Origin of the sequence: Hydrogenothermus marinus (genome assembly GCF_003688665.1) — a bacterium.
In the GTDB taxonomy this organism is placed as follows: domain Bacteria; phylum Aquificota; class Aquificia; order Aquificales; family Hydrogenothermaceae; genus Hydrogenothermus; species Hydrogenothermus marinus.
In genome coordinates, this window is the sequence record NZ_REFO01000012.1 from 108,738 (window position 1) to 126,129 (window position 17,392).

Below are 17,392 nucleotides of genomic sequence, written 5' to 3' on the forward strand. Positions count from 1 at the left end.
ATATCTTAACTAAGTTGTTATTTTTGTAAAATCTGCTATTTTTTTAAACATATTATCTATTTTCTTTAATAAAGATAAGCGATTATTTTTTTTCTGGCTATCTTTTACCATTACCATTACATTATCAAAAAATTTATCTATATAAGGTTTTAATTTTAATAAGGTAGCTAAAGCGTTTTTATAATCTTTTTGTTTTATTTCCTCTTCAAACTCATTTTTTATTTCTTCATATTTTTCATATAAATCTTTTTCTTCTTGTTGCTCTAAAAATGACTTGTCAAATTTTTCTTGGAAATTTTCAGGAATTATTCTTCCAACTCTTTTAAATACAGTCATTACTTCGTTAAAATCAGGACTTTCTTTAAATTCTTGTATAGCTTTAATTTTTAGGTAATTTCTATATAAATTAAAATCTCCTGTAGAAACTACTGCATTTATAATATCTGTGGAAAATCCTTTATCTTTCATATATGCAATAAATCTTCCTACAATAAAGTCTAATATTTCAGGTTTTATATTTTTCTCAAACTCTACTTCCCAATTTTTATTTATTCCTGCAAAGGCTAAAATATACTTTTTCTTAGCTTCTTTTTCTATTTCATTAAGTAAAGTTTCTAAATTTATATCTATCTGTTTTTCTACTAAAATTCTTACAATTCCTATTGCTGCTCTTCTAACTGCAAATGGATCTGCAGTTGCTTTTGGTTTTTCCCCTATGGAAATAAAAGAAATTACAGTATCTAATTTATCTGCTAAAGCTAAAATTGTTCCTAAATTTGTTTGTGGTAAATCATCTTCTGATGATATAGGAAGATAATGCTCATATATAGCTTTAGCTATTTCCTCTTTTTCTCCTTGTTTTAAGGCATAATGCATTCCCATTATGCCTTGAAGCTCATCAAACTCTTTTACCATCTCTGTTAAGAGATCACATTTTGAAAGTTTATTTGCTCTTTCTAAATCTTTTGTTTCTTTAAAATCTATATTCTTTGCTATTAAGGTTGCTATATTTCCATTTCTTTTAACTTTATCAAGAACTGAACCAAGTTTTTGATGAAACTGTATACCTTCAAGTTTTGGATAAAACTCTTCTAAATTATGTTTTAAATCTTCTTCATAGAAGAATAAAGCATCTTCTAATCTTGCTTTTAATACTTTTTCATATCCTTTTTTTACAATATCTCTATCTTTAACTGCAGTATTAGAAAATGCTAAAAATTTTGGTATTAATTTGCCATCTTTCTCAAAATTAAAATATCTTTGATGTGATTTACATACAGTAATTATTACTTCTTTTGGAAGTATTAAGTATTCTGGCGAAAAATCTCCTAATATTCCAACTGGAAATTCTGTAAGATTTACAACTTCATCTAATAGTTCTTCATCTAATATACATGTTGCTTCTAAACTATTTGCAAATCCTTCTGCTTGAGTTTGGATAGCTTTCTTTCTTTCTTCATATTTACCAATTATAAATCCCATTTTAGTTATTTCTTCATAAACACCTGCTTCTTGAATTTCCTTTTTCTCTCCTCTCCCTACTGGCTTTGTCATAAATCTATGAAGATAGGTATATCTATCTGCTTTTATATTTCCAATTTCAAACTCTACTATTTCTTTTTCAAGTAATGAAACAACCCATCTTACAGGTCGAGAAAATCTAAAATTAGAATTATCCCATTTCATTGTTTTTGGAAATGGTATTTTAGATATTATTTCAGGAATTTCTTTTTTTATAACTTCTCTTATATTTTTTCCTTCTTTTATAATTTCTGCACCTATGTATTTTCCTTTTTCATTTTCTATTATTTTTAAATCTTCAATAGGAATATTATTTTTAGATGCAAAAGCTAATGCTGCTTTTGTGAATTTACCTTCATTATCTATTGCTACCTTAGCAGGTGGACCTATTAAAACTTGTTTTTCTGAATCTTCTTTCTCTTTTAAATTTTTAATTAAAAATGCTAATCTTCTTGGTGTTGCAAACTCTTCTATATTTTCTGGAGAGATATACTCAAAAAAATTTAGAAAAATCTCATTTAATTTTTCTTTTAAAAATTCTCTTGCAATATTTATTGCTTTAGGAGGAAGTTCTTCTGTTCCTATCTCAAGTAAATACTTCATTTACCTACCTTTTCTTTTTTTATTAATGGATATCCAAGTTCTTTTCTTTGCTCTAAAAATCTTTTTGCACACTCTTTTGCAAGATTTCTAACCCTTGCTATAAATCTTGCTCTTTCATTTACAGATAAAGCTCCTCTTGCATCTAGCAGATTAAATATATGAGAGCACTTTAATGTATAATCATAAGCAGGAATAGGAAGATTTTTTTCCGCAAGTCTAAATCCTTCTTTCTCATACATATCAAAAGTTTTAAAAAGCATATCTATATCAGCTTCTTCAAAATTATATATTGACCATTGTCTTTCTGATTCTTTATATATATCACCATATGTTAATCCTTCAGACCATAAAATGTCATAGACACTATCAACACCTTGTAAATACATTGCTATTCTTTCAAGTCCATAAGTTATCTCTACTGCTATTTCTTCTAAATCAAATCCACCTGTTTGTTGGAAATATGTAAATTGAGTTATTTCCATTCCATCAAGCCAAACTTCCCAACCAAGCCCCCAAGCTCCAAGAGTTGGACTTTCCCAATCATCTTCAACAAATCTTATATCATGGGCTGTTAAGTCTATCCCTAAAGCTTCAAGACTTTTTAAATATAACTCTTGTGGATTTTCTGGAGCAGGTTTTAAAATAACTTGAAACTGATAGTAATGTTGAAGTCTATTTGGATTTTCACCATATCTTCCATCTTTTGGCCTTCTACATGGCTCAACATAAGCTACATTCCAAGGTTCTGGTCCTAAAACCCTTAAAAATGTTGCAGGGTTCATTGTCCCTGCACCTGTTTCTATATCATACGGTTGCCATAAAATACATCCTTGTTTTGTCCAAAAATTTTGTAGGGTCTGTATTATTTCTTGAAAAGTTATCAACCCTTTCTCCTTAATTTGTTAAAAAATCTTAATAATTATATCAAACTTCTATCTTATAAGCTTTCTTTTTATAAACATTTCAACTTTATCAAAAATTTCATAAATTATAGGTATTACATATAAGCTTAAAGGAAGAGCAGTTATAAGCCCTCCTATAATTGCAATTGCTATAGGTTGTCTCATTTCTGAACCGGTTGTTAAACCAAAAGCTACTGGTATTAAAGATGCTATTATTGTAAATGTTGTCATAAGTATTGGCCTTAATCTTTCTTTTCTTGCTTGTAAAATAGCTTCTCTTATAGGTAATTTTTCTTTTAATTGTACAATTCTATCTATAAATAAAACTGCGTCCCTTGTAATAATTCCAACTAAAAGAATAATACCAAAGTAAGATGCTACATTTAAGCTTGTATTAGTTAAGATTATAAATCCAAATATCCCAAATATTGAAAATGGAACCATAAGTAAAACTGCAAAAGGATGTAAAAGACTTTCAAATAAAGATGCTAAAATCATATAAATAGCTATAACTGCAATTATGACAGCTAATCCCAGATAACTAAATGCTTTTTTAAACTCTTTTGTTTGTCCTCCTACTTCATAAGTATATCCAATAGGTAGATTTTCTTTTATTAATTTTTCAACTTCTTTTATTGCTTCACCTGTTGATTTTCCTTGAAGATTTGCATATATAGTAACTGCATACTGTTTATTGTATCTATTAATTACATTATATCCGGCAGTTAAATTTAGCCTTATATAATTATCAACTGGAACAAGCTCTCCAGTTTTTGTTCTTATATAAATATGTTCTAACGCATCAAATTTGTTTAGATATTTTTTATATATTTTCACAGCCAAATCATAACTTTCTGAACCTTTTTCATAACTTCCTGCTACATATTTTGAAAACATTATTTGTATAGCATCAGAAATATCTTTAATAGAAACTCCATCTTTTATGGCTTTATCTCTATCTATTAAAACTTCAATTTCTGGTTTTGTAATTCTAATATCTGTATCTACATCTACATATCCTTTCATATTTTGTAATTTATCTATTATTTTAGAAGATATATTAGCAAGCTGTTTCAAGTCAGGACCTTTTATTATATACATAATATCTGCAGACCTTCCTAAATGTGCTCCAACTGCCCCTGGTAAATCAACTATAGCTTTTATATCTTTTAGTTTAGAAAACTGCTCTCTTAATTGCTTCATAACTATTTTTTGATGAGGTCTTTTTTCTCTATCTACTAAAGTAATAAAAAACATTCCTCCATTTACTTCAGGCCTTCCAACTATTCCTTCACCAAAAGCAAGTCCATATCTAAGAATATAAGGATTATTCTGTAAGATTTTTTCTATTTCCTTAGCTTTTTGATTAGTAAACTCAAAAGAAGAACCTGTTGGTGTTTCAAATCTAACAATAAATCTTCCTTCATCTACAATTGGAAAAAACTCTTTCTTTACATATTTATTTAAACTAAAACCTCCAATAATGGTAATAAATGCAATAAAAATAACTATTAATTTATGATTTAAACTCCATCTTAAGGTTATATCAAATATATTTTCAAACTTAGAGTAAATTCTTCTAAAAATATTTTCTTTTCCTACTTTAACTAAATATCTTGAAACAGAAGGAGTAAAACTTAAAGAAATAATATAGGAAATTGCTATTGCAGTAATTAAAACAAATGCAAAATTTGAAAAAAACTTACCTATAACACTTTTCATAAATAAAACTGGAATAAAAATAGCAATTAAAGAAGCAGTAGATGCTAAGATGGCAAATATTACAACCCTTGTACCAACAATTGCTGCTTCCTTAGAATCAAGGCCTTCTTCTTTTCTTCTAAAAATACTTTCCATAACAACAATAGCATCATCAATTACAAGGCCAACTGCAACAGCCATAGCCATTAAAGATATTGTATTTAAAGAGTATCCAAATAAATACATTAAAAAGACTGTACCAATTAATGAAACAGGTATAGCCATAAATGGAATAAAAGTCATTCTTAAACTACCTAAGAATAAAAATATAGTAATAGCAGTAAGAATAGCTCCTACAATTATTTCATGGATAGCATCTTTAACACTTTTTTTAACAAATTCAGAAGAATCATAATTAATATCTAATCTTATTCCATCTGGAAGTTTCTTATTAAGTTCTTTAATTTTTTCTTTTACTCTATCTGCAACATTTACAGTATTTGTTTTTGTTTGTTTATAAATAATTAAAGCTATTGCCCTATCTGATTTTTTAGAATTTGCAGATTTAAAACGAACTATACTTCTAACTTCATCAAAATCAAATTTTGCATAGCCTATATCTTTTAATTTTATATTTCCTTTAATTATTAGATTATTTAAATCTTCTTCATCTTTTATCTTTCCTAAGATTCTTACTACATACTCTTTATCTTTTGAATCAATTCTTCCCGCAGGAATATCAAGATTATTTCTTCTTAATGCAGTAATTACATCTTGAGGAGTGATTTTATAACTTTCCATTTTTTCAGGGTTAAGCCTTACCCACATTACAAGATCTTGGAAACCTCCAAGAGCAACACCACCTACGCCATTTATCCTTTCAAACTCTCTTTTTACAACTTTATCAGCATAATAAGAAAGCTTTTCATAATCTACATTTTTACCATGTAATAAAATAGCCATTATAGGAGCTACAGATGTATTTATCTTTTGAACTATTGGAGTATCTGCATCTTCAGGTAAAATTTTGGAAACTCTATTTATTGCATCTCTAACATCTTCTACTGCAGAATTTAAATCTTTATCTATATTAAATATAACCGTTATTCTTGAAACGCCTGCAAAACTTTGAGAATTTATTGCTTCTATACCACTTATTTTAGAAAGTTGATCTTCTATAGGCTTTGTAATGCTTGAATCAACAACTTCAGGAGATGCTCCTTCATAAGTTGTTGTTATTACCACAAATGGAAAATCAACATCTGGGAATCTATCAACAGGAATATTTTTAAAACCATAAAGACCAAATAATATAAAAGCAAGGGTAAACATCCATGTTGTAATTGGCCTATTTATAAAAAATTTATACATTTTATCTCCTTGAAATAGATTTACATTATTATTGTAGAATAATTTAGAATAAACTTTTTAGTCAATGGAGATTGTAATTTGAGAATATTTTATATGTTGCTTTTTTTAATTTCTATTTCTTATGCAAAAGAAGCTTTAGTTAATGTAATTACACTGAAAAAAGAAAAAATACCAATATACTATGAAACAAATGCAGTTTTGAAAGCAGATAGATATGTAAATTTAAAGCCTTTAGTAAGTGGAAGAATAACAAAAATATACGTTAATGAAGGAGATAAAGTAAAAAAAGGGCAGATTTTAGCAAAAATAGAAAAAGATGAATACAATTTCCAGTATAATCAGCAGCTACATCAAGTTAAAAAGCTTGAAGAAATTTATAAATACAATCTTTCAGTTTACAAAAAGAACAAATTTTTATATGAAAAACAATTAATAAGTGAAGACCAATTCTTACTTGCTAAAAGAAATTTAGAAACTTCATTAGAAGATTTAAAATCAGCTCAAGAGCAGTTAAAAAAATTAGAAAAAAATCTTAAAGAAACAGATTTAAGAGCACCCTTTAATGGAATTTTAGATAAAAAATTTGTAAATGAAGGAGATATAGTTAATCAATCAACTAATATATTTTACATTGTTGATCCAAAAAGCTTAAAAGTAGTGTTTTATCTTCCTCAAAGATTTGTAAAAATAATTAGATTAAGAGATAAGGTAAAAGTTAATATCCCATCAATAGATAGCTTTGAAGGAAAAATTAGCTATATATCATTTTCATTTAATAATGAAAATATGATTAAAGTAAAAGCAGATATAAAACAAAATCCATTATTAAAAGAAGGTTTATATGGAAAAGTAAAAATAAAAGAAAAAGATATTGAAGGATTCTTGATTCCAGAAAAAGCAGTTCATTTTGAAGAAAATGGAGCTTATGTACTGATAATACAAAATGGAAAAGCTAAAAAAGTAGATATAGAAATAGTAGGTAAAAAAGGAAGTAAGCTAATAGCTACAGGAGATTTAAAATCAGGAGATAAGGTTATTTTAGAAGCACCTTTTGGTATTCAAGAAAGAGTAAAAGTTAAGATTGAGGAAACTAAATGAGAAAGTTAATAATTTTAGTTCTTTTTATATCCACAACCTCTTTTGCAATTACATTAAATCAGGTAATAGAAATTGCTAAAAAAAATAGTTTACAAATAAAAATGAATGAAGCAGATTTAATGAAGGTTTATCAAAAAATAAAAGAAGTTAAAAGTAATTTATATCCAACTATACAAATAACAGGAACCTTTCAAAAATATGATCCAAACTATATTACAGGATTATCCCTCAAAAATAGATACTCAGCATCTATAGGAATATCTCAAAAATTATTTGATAAAACTGTTTTTGAAAGTTTAAATGTAGCAAAAGAAAATATAAAACTTCAAAATTTAATAAAAAAGGATACCCAAGTTAAAATAATAGACACAGCTAAAAAACTTTATATAAAAGCTCTTTATTATAAAGCAGTCTTAAAAAAGAAAGAAGATTCATTAAAATACTGGGAAGAAAATTATAAATTTATAAAAAATCAGTTTAAAGTAGGACTTACAAATAAATACAATCTTTATAGGGTTAAAGCCCAGTATCAGCTTGCTAAAGCAGATGTAGAAAAAGCAAAAGCAGATTATACAAAGGCTTTAATAGAATTAAAAAGATTTTTATTCTTAGATAAAATAGTTTATCCAGAAGGAAACCTTAAGATAATATCTTATGAAATACCTTCTAAAGATAACCTAAAAAACAATACCCAGCTTAAAATTATTACAGAAAATATAAAAATAAAAGAAAGAGAAAAAAATTTTTATGCATCATCAAACTTTCCAACAGTTAACTTAAATCTAAAATATGAAACATATAGGACAAAAGAATTTCCATCTTTAAAAGAAACATGGAAAAAAGGCTATGTTTTAACAGTTTCAGCAAACTGGACAATATTTGATGGATTTAAGCAAAAAAGCCAAGTTCTTCAAAAAGAGTCTGAAAAGATAAAAGAAAAACTAAATTACAAAAACACTTTAAATGATCTAAAAAAGCAGTATGAAACAACTTTAGAAGATATAAAATCTTTAACTATCCAAGCAAAAGCATATGAAGAAAATATAAAAGCATCCGCTGAAGCTTTAAAGCTTGCTACAGAAAGATATAAATATAAACTTACAAATATTGTAGATGTTCTTGAAGCAGAAAAAAATTATAATGATGTTTTCTTACAATATCTTAATATAATTTACCAGATTGACTTAAAAATATTTGATTTACAACTATTAGTAGGAATGGAAAAATGAATATATATTTAATAGGATTTATGGGCAGTGGTAAATCTACAGTTGGAAAGATTTTGGCAGAAAAACTAAATATGCAGTTTATAGATTTAGATGAAGAGATAGAAAGAAGAGAAAATAAAACAATTCCTGAAATCTTTAAAGAAAAAGGAGAGAAATATTTTAGAAATTTAGAAAAGAATATTTTAAAAGAGTTTGCAAAAAAAGATAGATTAGTTATTGCAACAGGTGGAGGTGTTGGGGCAGATGAGGGAAACCTAAAAATTATGAAAAACTCAGGTAGAGTAATATGGCTTAATGTTTCCTTAGAAGAAGTTTTTAAAAGATGTGAAGGTGATACAAATAGGCCTTTACTAAACCAGCCTATAGAAAATATAAAAAAACTTTATGAAAATAGAAAAAAATTATATTCTAAAGCAGATATTAGCATAAATGTAGATAGTAAAAATCCTGAAAATATAGCAAATGAAATTTTAAAAGAGCTTTAAAATGCAAATATATACTGGAATAGATATAGTAGAAAATGAAAGAATAAAAAAAGCTATTGAAAAGTTTGGAGATAGGTTTTTAAAAAGAATTTATACAGAAAATGAGATAAAATACTGTAAAAATAGTATTCCTTGCTTTTCAGCAAGATTTGCTGCTAAAGAAGCAGGTATAAAAGCATATTATCAAGCATTTAAAAAAATTCTATACTTTAATCAGATAGAAATTATTGGGAAACAAGGACAGCCTGCAGAAATTTTACTGCACCTTAAAGAAAATCCTTCTAAAGCTTATAAAATAAGCTTATCAATAGCCCATGAAAATAAGTTCTCTACAGCTATTGTAATAATTTATACAGATTAGTGCAGTAAAAAGTTTGCATCTTTTCGTTTTAAATAACTTTTAATGCAAAGTAAAATATATAAGATTATATTTGGCATAAATATTGCTTATAGTATACATGCAGATGTTAAAAGGGGGTGAAAGATGTATATGAAAAAATTTATTGTAGAAAGCATACAAGAAGGCTGGAAAAAAATAAATGACGAATTAGGTGAAAATGCGATAATAATTAATATCTCACAATCAGAAGATAAACTTGAAATAATTGCTGCATCACCAAACAAAAAAGATTTTTCAGATGATAAATTTAAAAATCCTATAGAAGCTAATTTTAAAACAGAAAAAGATTTTGAAGGATTAGAAAGTTTATTAAATTTCTTAATAAAACTAAAACCATTAGATTTGAAGAAAAAAGAGTTTATATCTGATTATATATATGCAAATTTTTCAAATTATATAAATTCTAACGACAAAGAACTATTAAACTCAAAGGTAGAAGAAAATAGCTTAGCCAAAAAATTTATTACTGTTCTTGGTGGAATTGCAACTGGTAAAACAACAACAATAGCAAAATTAGCATCTATTTTAAAATTTTCAAGGAATAAAAAAATAGCTATTGCATCTTTTGATTTCTTTAAAATAAGTGGATTTGATAGCTTGAAAAAATTTGCTGAAATTATGCAGATACCATTTTTTCCAATTAAAAATGAAAAAGATATAATCTCTTATAAAGATAGCTTTGAAGATTATGATCATATTATTTTTGATACCCCCGGAAATTTAAAAGAACTTAAAGATATAGAAAAGTTTGTAAATTACGTAGCTTATACTAACAATAGTGAAAATATATTAACTATTTCCTTAGATAAAAAAGAAAGCATCATAAAAAAAGAATTAGAATACTTTGCAAAATTTAATATATCTCATGTAATATTAACAAAATTTGATGAATTATCAACTGAAGAGGAACTATTTATAACTCTTTCAAACATTCCTTATAAAGTTAGTTACATAACTAATGGTTTAAATGTACCAACAGATATTTTTGAATTTAAAGAAATTTTTGAAAAACTTGAGGCTGTTAAGCTATGAAAGATCAAGCTTTTGATTTAAGAAAGCTTATTAAAGAAGAAAACAATGATTTTCAGGTTTTAACTATAACCTCTGGAAAAGGAGGAGTAGGAAAAACAAGTTTTACAGTAAATCTGGCATACTGTCTTCAAACTCTTGGTAAAAGAGTTCTTATATTAGATGCAGATTTAGCTCTTGCAAATATAGATATTCTTTTAGATGAAAAACCACCTTATAACTTAGGACATTTACTTACCGGAGAAAAATCAATAAATGAGATAATATATACTTCAAGATATGGAATAAAATTTATCCCTGCTACTTCTGGAGTTGAAGAACTTGCCAATCTAACAAAAGAACAACAGCTATTTCTCATAAATTCATTAAAAGATATTTATTATGATTTTGATTTTATGCTAATTGATACATCTGCAGGTGTTGATGAAATCGTTATTAATTTTTGTCTTGCAGCAGATAAAACTGCAGTAATTACAACACCTGATCCTACTGCTATAGCCGATGCTTATGCAGTTTCAAGAATTATTTCTAAGCATAAACCAGAAAGTTTAGAATTAGGACTTATTGTAAATATGGTATCTTCTGCTGAAGAAGGAGAAAAGATTTATAAAGGAATGAATTCCATTTTAAAGAGATTTACAGGAAAAGAGATAGAGTTTTATGGTTATTTAAGAAATGATGAGAAATTAACTAAATCTATAAGAGATAGAAATATACTTTTTAAAGAAGACAAAAACTCAAAATATTCTAAAGATATACATAATTTTGCAAACTTTTTAATAAGTGGTAAAAAGAAATCTCCAGAAACTAATTTCTGGAAAAGAGTTTTTAATAGCTGGATTAAGATTAAGGAGGGTTAAAAATGGGTATGTTAACTAAGGATAGAAATAGAATTATTGAGGAATTTATACCAAAGATAAAGTATATAGTAAATTCTTTAAAAAAAGAAAATCTTCCACCTATTGTTACAGAAGAAGATTTATTTCAAGCAGGAGTACTTGGATTAATAGATGCTTTAGAGAAATATGATGAATCAAAAGGAGTAAAACTAGCAACATATGCAGAAATAAGAATTAGAGGTAATATTATAGACTCTTTAAGAAAACTTGATTTTATACCAAGAAATATAAGAAAAATGTCAAGAGAAATTGAGTCTGCCATACTGCATCTAGAACAAAAATTTGGAAGAGAAGCAACAACAGAAGAGATAGCTGAATATCTTGGAATGTCTGTAGAAGAGTATATGAAATATGCAGAAAAAGTTTCAAATTCAGGATTAATTTCAATTGAAACTAACGTTAGTAATGATGAAGATAATGATACAAAACTTTGGCAAGTTATATCAATAAACGATGATACTCCAGATAAATATATTGAAGAAAAAGAATTAAAAGAAATATTAGCTAATGCTATTTCAAAATTAGAAGAAAGAGAAAGATTGATAATAACACTTTATTATTATGAAGAATTATCTATGAAAGAAATAGGAGAAATTTTAGGTATTACAGAATCAAGAGTCTCTCAAATTCATACAAAAACTATGTTAAAATTAAGAAAACTAATTAATAAATATGTAAATTATGAAAAAGAGTGAAATTTATATAGACTTTCTAATAGGTGATTTAGAATATTTTTTATTTTCAAATAAAACAAAAATAAATAGTTATGTACTGGAAAATCATATTCCAACATATAAAGAAAGTTTAGAAATATTAGATAAATTTTCTACTGGTTTAAAGAAAACAAGTCAGTTAATAAAATATCTTGATGAAATAGAAGATACAGAAAGACTTAGAAATATATTTATACTATCTTCTGAAAGTTTAGCTTGGATACTTTTTACATTTCCTTCTGTTGCAGAAAAAATACCTGTATTCTTAGAAGAGTTTGATATTAAAGGTGAAAATATACTAGACATGATAGGACAAAATTTAATCCAAATAGAAATGTTCATAGATAATCCAAAATCTTCTAAGTATATTAGCAAAGATTTAAAAGAAAATATAAATAATATTTCTATGACTATTGGACATATAACTCAAATGATAAAAAAAGGGTCTTTAGAAAACTAACGACCCCTTACAAGAGATAAACCACCATCTACAACTATTGTTTGACCTTGAATCCATTTAGCATCATCTGTACATAAAAATCCCACAACTCCTGCTATATCTTCAGGTAAACCCATTCTTCCAAGGGGAGTTAATTTTATTGTTCCTTCTTTTACCTCTTCGTAATTAGGGAAAAGCTGAATAGCTTCTGTATCTATTGGACCTCCAGAAACTGTATTTACATTTATGCCTTTTTCTCCAAATTCTACTGCTGCATATCTAACCAATGCTTCAAGAGCTGATTTTGCAGAGCCATGAATAGCATAGTTTGGCATATAATCTTTTGTACCTGTTGAAGAAATTGCTATTATCTTTCCTTCTCTTCCTTCCATTAAAGGAACTGCTTTTTGGACAGACCAGATAAAACCAAAAACTGTAATATCATAAATTCTTTTAGTACCTCTTTCTTTAAGTCTTAAAAATGGAGCAAAACCACCAACAACTTCTCTACCTGATGCAACTGCATTACTAACAAAAATATCAAGATATCCAAATTCTTCTTTTATCCAGTTAAAAGCCTTATCTATATCTTCTTTTTTTCCAAAATCACCTTGTAATGTATATCCTTTACTCCCTTTTTCTTCTATTAGTTTTACTACTTCTTCTGCTTTTTCTTTATTTTTGTAATAATTTATTATTACATCTGCACCCATATCAGCAAGCTTTAAAGCTATTGCTCTACCTATTCCTCTACTTGCACCAGTTATAAATGCAAGCTTATTTTTTAAAGGTTTACACTCCATTTAGCTTTCCTCTCCTTTATTGAAATTTCTTAATTTTTCTAAAACTTCATATGCTTTCTTTGTATAAATAGTTTCCTTAGCAAGCTGAACACCTTCTTTTATATTATCTACAATACCTACAGCAGATAAAGCAAATGCTGAATTTATAGCTACAAAATCTGTTTTTGGAGAGTTATCTTTTCCTTCTAAAATATCAAGGGCTATCTGTAAATTACAATCTATATCTCCACCTTCTATATCTGATAAAGAAGCTCTTTTTAAACCAAAATCTTCAGGTTTTACTGTATAAATTGAAATTTCATCTCCATTTATCTCACCAACTACAGTTTCTGAAGTGATAGAAACCTCATCTAATCCTTCTTTACCATATACAACATATCCTTTTTCAATTCCAAGTAGTCTTAAAACTTTTGAAAGAGGCTCTACAAGATTTTCATCATAAACACCCATTAATTGATATTTAGCTCCTGCAGGATTTGATAAAGGTCCAAGAATATTAAAAATAGTTCTAATTCCAAGCTCTCTTCTTTGTTTTATTACATTTTTCATTGCAGGATGATAAATTGGTGCAAATAAAAATGCAAGTCCTATCTCTTCTATAGCTTTTGCTGCTATTTTAGGTGTCATTTCTATGTTTACACCTAAGGCTTGCATTATGTCTGCACTTCCACATTTTGAAGAAACTGAACGATTTCCATGTTTAGCTACTTTTGCACCTGCTCCAGCTATAACAAATGCAGTAATTGTTGAAACATTAAAAGTATCAACTTTGTCTCCACCTGTACCACATGTATCTATAAGCTTTGATTTATCTTTTACTGGAACTTTTACAGCTTTTTCCCTCATAACCTTAGCAGCTTCAGTAATTTCCTTAATTGTTTCTCCTTTCATTTTTAAGCCAGTAAGAACAGCCCCTATCTGAGCATCAGTTAACCTTCCTTCCATTAAGCTATTGAATAAAAATCTAACCTCTTCCTCTTCTAAATCTTTAAACTCTGTAATTTTCTTTATTAATTTTTTTATTTCCTCCATTAGTCTAACCTTTTAAGGATTTATCTAAATATTGTATAACAGCTTTTTCTTTTAATTTTTTTAATTGTAGTTTCAGTTCTTCATTTAGCTTTTGTTTTATCTTGTCTATATCTACATCTTTTGGAACAAATTTTTTCTCTTCTTTTTCAACTAATACAAAATAAATTCCATCTTTTGTGTTAACTTCTGCTATCTGTTTTGGCTTTATACTCCAAACTTTTTCATCAAGCTGTTTTAATAGTTCTCCTTTTTTAACAAATCCAAGAAGTCCTCCATCTTTTTTGGTTATAGGATCATCTGAGTATTTTTTTGCTAAATCTGAAAAATTAGCAACGGTTAGTTTTTTCTTTAAAAACTGATATTTTTCTTCAAAATCTTTATCTTTTTTACTTAAATATATTATTCTTACTTTTCTATATGTTTCCTCATTTGCTTCTTTTATATTTTCTAAAATTTTTGGTTTTATAACAAACTGAATATATTTTTGAATTGTTATTTCTCTTTTAACAAGATCATAAAATTCATTGTAAGCTATATCTTCTTTTTCTAAAAATTTTTTAAAATTATCTATGGAATTTATACCGTTTAACTTTGCTATTCTTAAAATAGCTGAATCAACTTCTTGAGGATAAACTTGTATATGATGTTTTTTTGCTTCTTGATATAAAAGAATACTGTCTATTAATTTTTTAGCAGCTTCTTTATCATCTTTTAAGTTATACCATTTTTTTGCAAGGTCTATTTCTGATTTTAATACAGGCCTATTGTTAACTATTATTACTATTTTGTCATAAAGCTTTATATTATCTTTTGCATATGATACAAAATTTATTCCAACTATTAGTATTAATAAATATTTAACAAGATTGTTCATCTTTATTTTTCTTCCTCTTTGAGTAATTTTCTATTATTTTAAGCGGTGTTCTTTCTACTGCTAAAGCATTATCAGGAACATCTTTAGTAATTACTGAACCTGAACCGGTATAAGCATTTTCTCCAATAATAATTGGTGCAACAAGCATTGTATCACTTCCTATAAATGCGTTATCTTTTATAACTGTTTTATGTTTTTTTACTCCATCATAATTACAGGTTATTGTTCCAGCTCCAATATTTACATTTTTTCCTATTTCTGCATCTCCAAGATATGTTAAATGTTTTGCTGTAGTGTTTTCTCCAACCGTAGAGTTTTTAATCTCTACAAAATTTCCAATAGATACATTTTTTCCTATAACTGTATTATTTCTAATTCTTGCAAAAGGTCCTATTTCTGCATTATCTTCTATTATGCTATCTTCAATTACTGTATTTGGATAGATCTTTACATTTTTTCCTATTTTGCAGTTTTTTATTACACAGTTTTCATAAATAATAGTTCCATCATCTATTTCTGTATTTCCTTTTATAGAACAGCCTTGAAAAATCTCTATATCTTTTCCAAAAGTAGCATCAAACTCTATATAAATAGTTTCAGGATTATGAAAGGTAGTACCATTTAAAGCCCAAAAATAGATAAACTGATTTTTTAGTATATTTTCTGCCTGAGAAAGTTGCCATCTATCATTTACTCCTAATATCTGAGTTGGATCTCCAACATTGAAAGTATAAAACTTTTTATCTTCTTCTTTTAAAATTTTAACAATATCAGTTAAATAGTACTCTTTTTGAGCATTATTGTTATTTAGTTTTTCTAAAGCTTCTTTTAAATATGGTGCATAAACTATATATATCCCTGAATTTACTTCCTTTATCTGTTTTTCTGTAAATGATGCATCTTTTTCTTCAACTATTTTTTCTACAACTCCAGCTTTTTCTTTTACTATTCTTCCATATCCATATGGATTTTCTACAGTAGCAGTTAATATTAGTCCAGCAATCTCTTTATTTTGATAATTTTTATCTTTTATATTTCTTCCTTCGTAATTTATAAGAGCTTGTAGATAGTTTATTGCCTCTTTTAAAGTCTCTCCTTTTATTAAAGGCGTATCTCCATTTATTATAAGTATATATCCATCAAAATCTTTAAAATACTTTATTGCTTGAATTACTGCATGTCCTGTCCCAAGCTGATGTTTTTGTTCTACAAATTTACAAGAATCACAGTTTATCTCTTTTATAACTTCATCTTTTTTATGTCCAACTATAAAAATAATTTCTTCTGGATTTACCCATTCTACTGCTGATTTAACATAAAAAATCATAGGTTTTCCAAGTATTTTATGTAAAACTTTTGGTTTTTCTGACTTAAATCTGGTTCCTTTTCCTGCTGCAAGAATTACAGCTTTTAGCCTCATTTATAATACCTTCTCAAGTTTATTTATAAACTCAGATATTTTTTCATTATTAGTTTTATAACTTGCCCTATTTATTATAAGTTTTGCAGAAGATGGTCTAATATCATCAATTACAACAAGGCCATTTTCTCTTAATGTTGTTCCTGTTTCTACAATATCTACAATATAATCTGTAAGTCCAAGAATTGGTGCAAGTTCTACTGAGCCATAAAGCTCTATAATAGAAGCATTTATCCCTTTTTCTTTAAAGAAATTTTCTGCAATTTTTGGATACTTAGTAGCAACTTTTATTTCTGTTAAATTATGACTATATTTTTCTTTACTTTCTGGAAGCCCTGCCACAACAATTCTACAAGCTCCTATTTTTAAATCCGTAGGAATATAAACATCTGGATTTTTCTCAAGTAAAACATCATCCCCTGCAACCCCAATATCTGCAACTCCATACTCAACATAAGTAGGAACATCCTTAGCTCTTACAAGTAAAAAAATGAAATCTTCTGATTCGACTGTAAGTTTTCTACTTTCCGGTTTTACTTCTTCTTTAAGAATATCTGCTTTTTTTAAAATTTCTATTGTCTGTCCAAATAATCTTCCTTTTGGAACTGCTATTATTATTCTCTCCATATACTATCCTTTAAATGGAATACTTATCCAAAGTTGATCTTTACCATTTTCTTCTTTTAGCTCAACTTCCACATTATTAGAATCAAATTGAGGATATTTTTTAAATAATCCTTTCAAATCCTCTTGTAAAATACTGGCAAAATTAGGAGGTAGACCTTTTCTCTCATATTCTAAAACCATCTGAAGTCTTTTTTTTGCAACTTCTGAAGAAGTATTTTTTTTAGTAAAAAAATCAAACAAACCCAT

The 17,392-nt window shown here is 27.0% G+C and carries 17 protein-coding genes; 8 read left to right on the forward strand and 9 right to left on the reverse strand.

Features of this window, described 5'->3' with window-relative positions:
* Positions 1-9: 9 nt before the first annotated feature.
* Genes glyS through CLV39_RS05520 form a run of 3 tightly spaced genes read right to left on the reverse strand, consistent with a single transcriptional unit; the run spans position 10 to position 6,098 of the window.
* Positions 10-2,124: a glycine--tRNA ligase subunit beta gene (gene glyS / locus CLV39_RS05510; RefSeq protein WP_121923242.1), complete on the reverse strand. Its 2,115-nt coding sequence runs from the start codon at positions 2,122-2,124 to the stop codon at positions 10-12.
* Positions 2,121-3,005, reverse strand: a complete 885-nt coding sequence (locus tag CLV39_RS05515; protein WP_121923329.1) for a glycine--tRNA ligase subunit alpha — start codon at positions 3,003-3,005, stop codon at positions 2,121-2,123. Before CLV39_RS05515 ends, glyS begins: the two co-directional genes overlap by 4 nt.
* A gap of 51 nt (positions 3,006-3,056) precedes the next feature.
* Positions 3,057-6,098 (reverse strand): efflux RND transporter permease subunit, encoded by a 3,042-nt coding sequence (locus CLV39_RS05520; protein ID WP_121923243.1) that lies wholly within the window; start codon positions 6,096-6,098, stop codon positions 3,057-3,059.
* Positions 6,099-6,191: 93 nt separating this feature from the next.
* Between CLV39_RS05520 and CLV39_RS05525 the strand changes: the two genes are divergently transcribed.
* The 8 genes from CLV39_RS05525 to CLV39_RS05560 all read left to right on the forward strand — a co-directional run bounded on the left by CLV39_RS05525 (position 6,192) and on the right by CLV39_RS05560 (position 12,411).
* Positions 6,192-7,196 carry an efflux RND transporter periplasmic adaptor subunit gene (locus CLV39_RS05525; RefSeq protein WP_147435396.1) on the forward strand — a complete coding sequence of 335 codons (1,005 nt, stop codon included), beginning with the start codon at positions 6,192-6,194 and terminating at the stop codon, positions 7,194-7,196.
* Positions 7,193-8,425: a TolC family protein gene (locus tag CLV39_RS05530; protein ID WP_121923245.1), complete on the forward strand. Its 1,233-nt coding sequence runs from the start codon at positions 7,193-7,195 to the stop codon at positions 8,423-8,425. Before CLV39_RS05525 ends, CLV39_RS05530 begins: the two co-directional genes overlap by 4 nt.
* Complete coding sequence (locus tag CLV39_RS05535; protein ID WP_121923246.1) at positions 8,422-8,910, forward strand: shikimate kinase; 489 nt, start codon at positions 8,422-8,424, stop codon at positions 8,908-8,910. The genes CLV39_RS05530 and CLV39_RS05535 overlap by 4 nt, the downstream gene beginning before the upstream one ends.
* A gap of 1 nt (position 8,911) precedes the next feature.
* Complete coding sequence (acpS, locus tag CLV39_RS05540) at positions 8,912-9,271, forward strand: holo-ACP synthase (RefSeq protein ID WP_121923247.1); 360 nt, start codon at positions 8,912-8,914, stop codon at positions 9,269-9,271.
* A gap of 123 nt (positions 9,272-9,394) precedes the next feature.
* The gene (locus CLV39_RS05545) at positions 9,395-10,342 is read left to right on the forward strand and encodes a flagellar biosynthesis protein FlhF (RefSeq protein WP_121923248.1); all 948 of its coding nucleotides are present in this window, start codon (positions 9,395-9,397) and stop codon (positions 10,340-10,342) included.
* Positions 10,339-11,199 (forward strand): MinD/ParA family protein, encoded by an 861-nt coding sequence (locus CLV39_RS05550; protein WP_121923249.1) that lies wholly within the window; start codon positions 10,339-10,341, stop codon positions 11,197-11,199. Before CLV39_RS05545 ends, CLV39_RS05550 begins: the two co-directional genes overlap by 4 nt.
* Positions 11,200-11,201: 2 nt before the next feature.
* Positions 11,202-11,933 carry a sigma-70 family RNA polymerase sigma factor gene (locus tag CLV39_RS05555; RefSeq protein WP_121923250.1) on the forward strand — a complete coding sequence of 244 codons (732 nt, stop codon included), beginning with the start codon at positions 11,202-11,204 and terminating at the stop codon, positions 11,931-11,933.
* Positions 11,920-12,411, forward strand: coding sequence for a hypothetical protein (locus CLV39_RS05560; RefSeq protein ID WP_121923251.1), 492 nt, complete (start codon positions 11,920-11,922; stop codon positions 12,409-12,411). Before CLV39_RS05555 ends, CLV39_RS05560 begins: the two co-directional genes overlap by 14 nt.
* Here the strand turns inward: CLV39_RS05560 and CLV39_RS05565 are convergent.
* Genes CLV39_RS05565 through minE form a run of 6 tightly spaced genes read right to left on the reverse strand, consistent with a single transcriptional unit; the run spans position 12,408 to position 17,392 of the window.
* Positions 12,408-13,193, reverse strand: a complete 786-nt coding sequence (locus CLV39_RS05565) for an SDR family oxidoreductase (RefSeq protein WP_121923252.1) — start codon at positions 13,191-13,193, stop codon at positions 12,408-12,410. The two genes, CLV39_RS05560 and CLV39_RS05565, sit on opposite strands and share 4 nt — an antisense overlap.
* The gene (gene trpD, locus CLV39_RS05570) at positions 13,194-14,225 is read right to left on the reverse strand and encodes an anthranilate phosphoribosyltransferase (RefSeq protein WP_121923253.1); all 1,032 of its coding nucleotides are present in this window, start codon (positions 14,223-14,225) and stop codon (positions 13,194-13,196) included.
* A 4-nt stretch (positions 14,226-14,229) separates the two neighbouring features.
* Complete coding sequence (locus CLV39_RS05575; protein ID WP_121923254.1) at positions 14,230-15,099, reverse strand: peptidylprolyl isomerase; 870 nt, start codon at positions 15,097-15,099, stop codon at positions 14,230-14,232.
* The gene (gene glmU, locus CLV39_RS05580) at positions 15,083-16,519 is read right to left on the reverse strand and encodes a bifunctional UDP-N-acetylglucosamine diphosphorylase/glucosamine-1-phosphate N-acetyltransferase GlmU (protein ID WP_121923255.1); all 1,437 of its coding nucleotides are present in this window, start codon (positions 16,517-16,519) and stop codon (positions 15,083-15,085) included. Before glmU ends, CLV39_RS05575 begins: the two co-directional genes overlap by 17 nt.
* Positions 16,520-17,146, reverse strand: coding sequence for an ATP phosphoribosyltransferase (hisG, locus tag CLV39_RS05585; RefSeq protein ID WP_121923256.1), 627 nt, complete (start codon positions 17,144-17,146; stop codon positions 16,520-16,522).
* A 3-nt stretch (positions 17,147-17,149) separates the two neighbouring features.
* On the reverse strand, positions 17,150-17,392 hold the full coding sequence (minE, locus tag CLV39_RS05590; protein ID WP_121923257.1) for a cell division topological specificity factor MinE: 243 nt from the start codon (positions 17,390-17,392) through the stop codon (positions 17,150-17,152).

Excerpts from the sequence above, each read along its gene's own strand:
- glyS (WP_121923242.1), bottom strand. The coding sequence starts at position 2,124 with ATGAAGTATTTACTTGAGATAGGAACAGAAGAACTTCCTCCTAAAGCA.
- CLV39_RS05520 (WP_121923243.1), bottom strand. The coding sequence starts at position 6,098 with ATGTATAAATTTTTTATAAATAGGCCAATTACAACATGGATGTTTACC.
- CLV39_RS05525 (WP_147435396.1), top strand. The coding sequence starts at position 6,192 with ATGTTGCTTTTTTTAATTTCTATTTCTTATGCAAAAGAAGCTTTAGTT.
- CLV39_RS05530 (WP_121923245.1), top strand. The coding sequence starts at position 7,193 with ATGAGAAAGTTAATAATTTTAGTTCTTTTTATATCCACAACCTCTTTT.
- CLV39_RS05535 (WP_121923246.1), top strand. The coding sequence starts at position 8,422 with ATGAATATATATTTAATAGGATTTATGGGCAGTGGTAAATCTACAGTT.
- acpS (WP_121923247.1), top strand. The coding sequence starts at position 8,912 with ATGCAAATATATACTGGAATAGATATAGTAGAAAATGAAAGAATAAAA.
- CLV39_RS05545 (WP_121923248.1), top strand. The coding sequence starts at position 9,395 with ATGTATATGAAAAAATTTATTGTAGAAAGCATACAAGAAGGCTGGAAA.
- CLV39_RS05550 (WP_121923249.1), top strand. The coding sequence starts at position 10,339 with ATGAAAGATCAAGCTTTTGATTTAAGAAAGCTTATTAAAGAAGAAAAC.
- CLV39_RS05555 (WP_121923250.1), top strand. The coding sequence starts at position 11,202 with ATGGGTATGTTAACTAAGGATAGAAATAGAATTATTGAGGAATTTATA.
- CLV39_RS05560 (WP_121923251.1), top strand. The coding sequence starts at position 11,920 with ATGAAAAAGAGTGAAATTTATATAGACTTTCTAATAGGTGATTTAGAA.
- CLV39_RS05565 (WP_121923252.1), bottom strand. The coding sequence starts at position 13,193 with ATGGAGTGTAAACCTTTAAAAAATAAGCTTGCATTTATAACTGGTGCA.
- trpD (WP_121923253.1), bottom strand. The coding sequence starts at position 14,225 with ATGGAGGAAATAAAAAAATTAATAAAGAAAATTACAGAGTTTAAAGAT.
- CLV39_RS05575 (WP_121923254.1), bottom strand. The coding sequence starts at position 15,099 with ATGAACAATCTTGTTAAATATTTATTAATACTAATAGTTGGAATAAAT.
- glmU (WP_121923255.1), bottom strand. The coding sequence starts at position 16,519 with ATGAGGCTAAAAGCTGTAATTCTTGCAGCAGGAAAAGGAACCAGATTT.
- hisG (WP_121923256.1), bottom strand. The coding sequence starts at position 17,146 with ATGGAGAGAATAATAATAGCAGTTCCAAAAGGAAGATTATTTGGACAG.
- minE (WP_121923257.1), bottom strand. The coding sequence starts at position 17,392 with ATGGGTTTGTTTGATTTTTTTACTAAAAAAAATACTTCTTCAGAAGTT.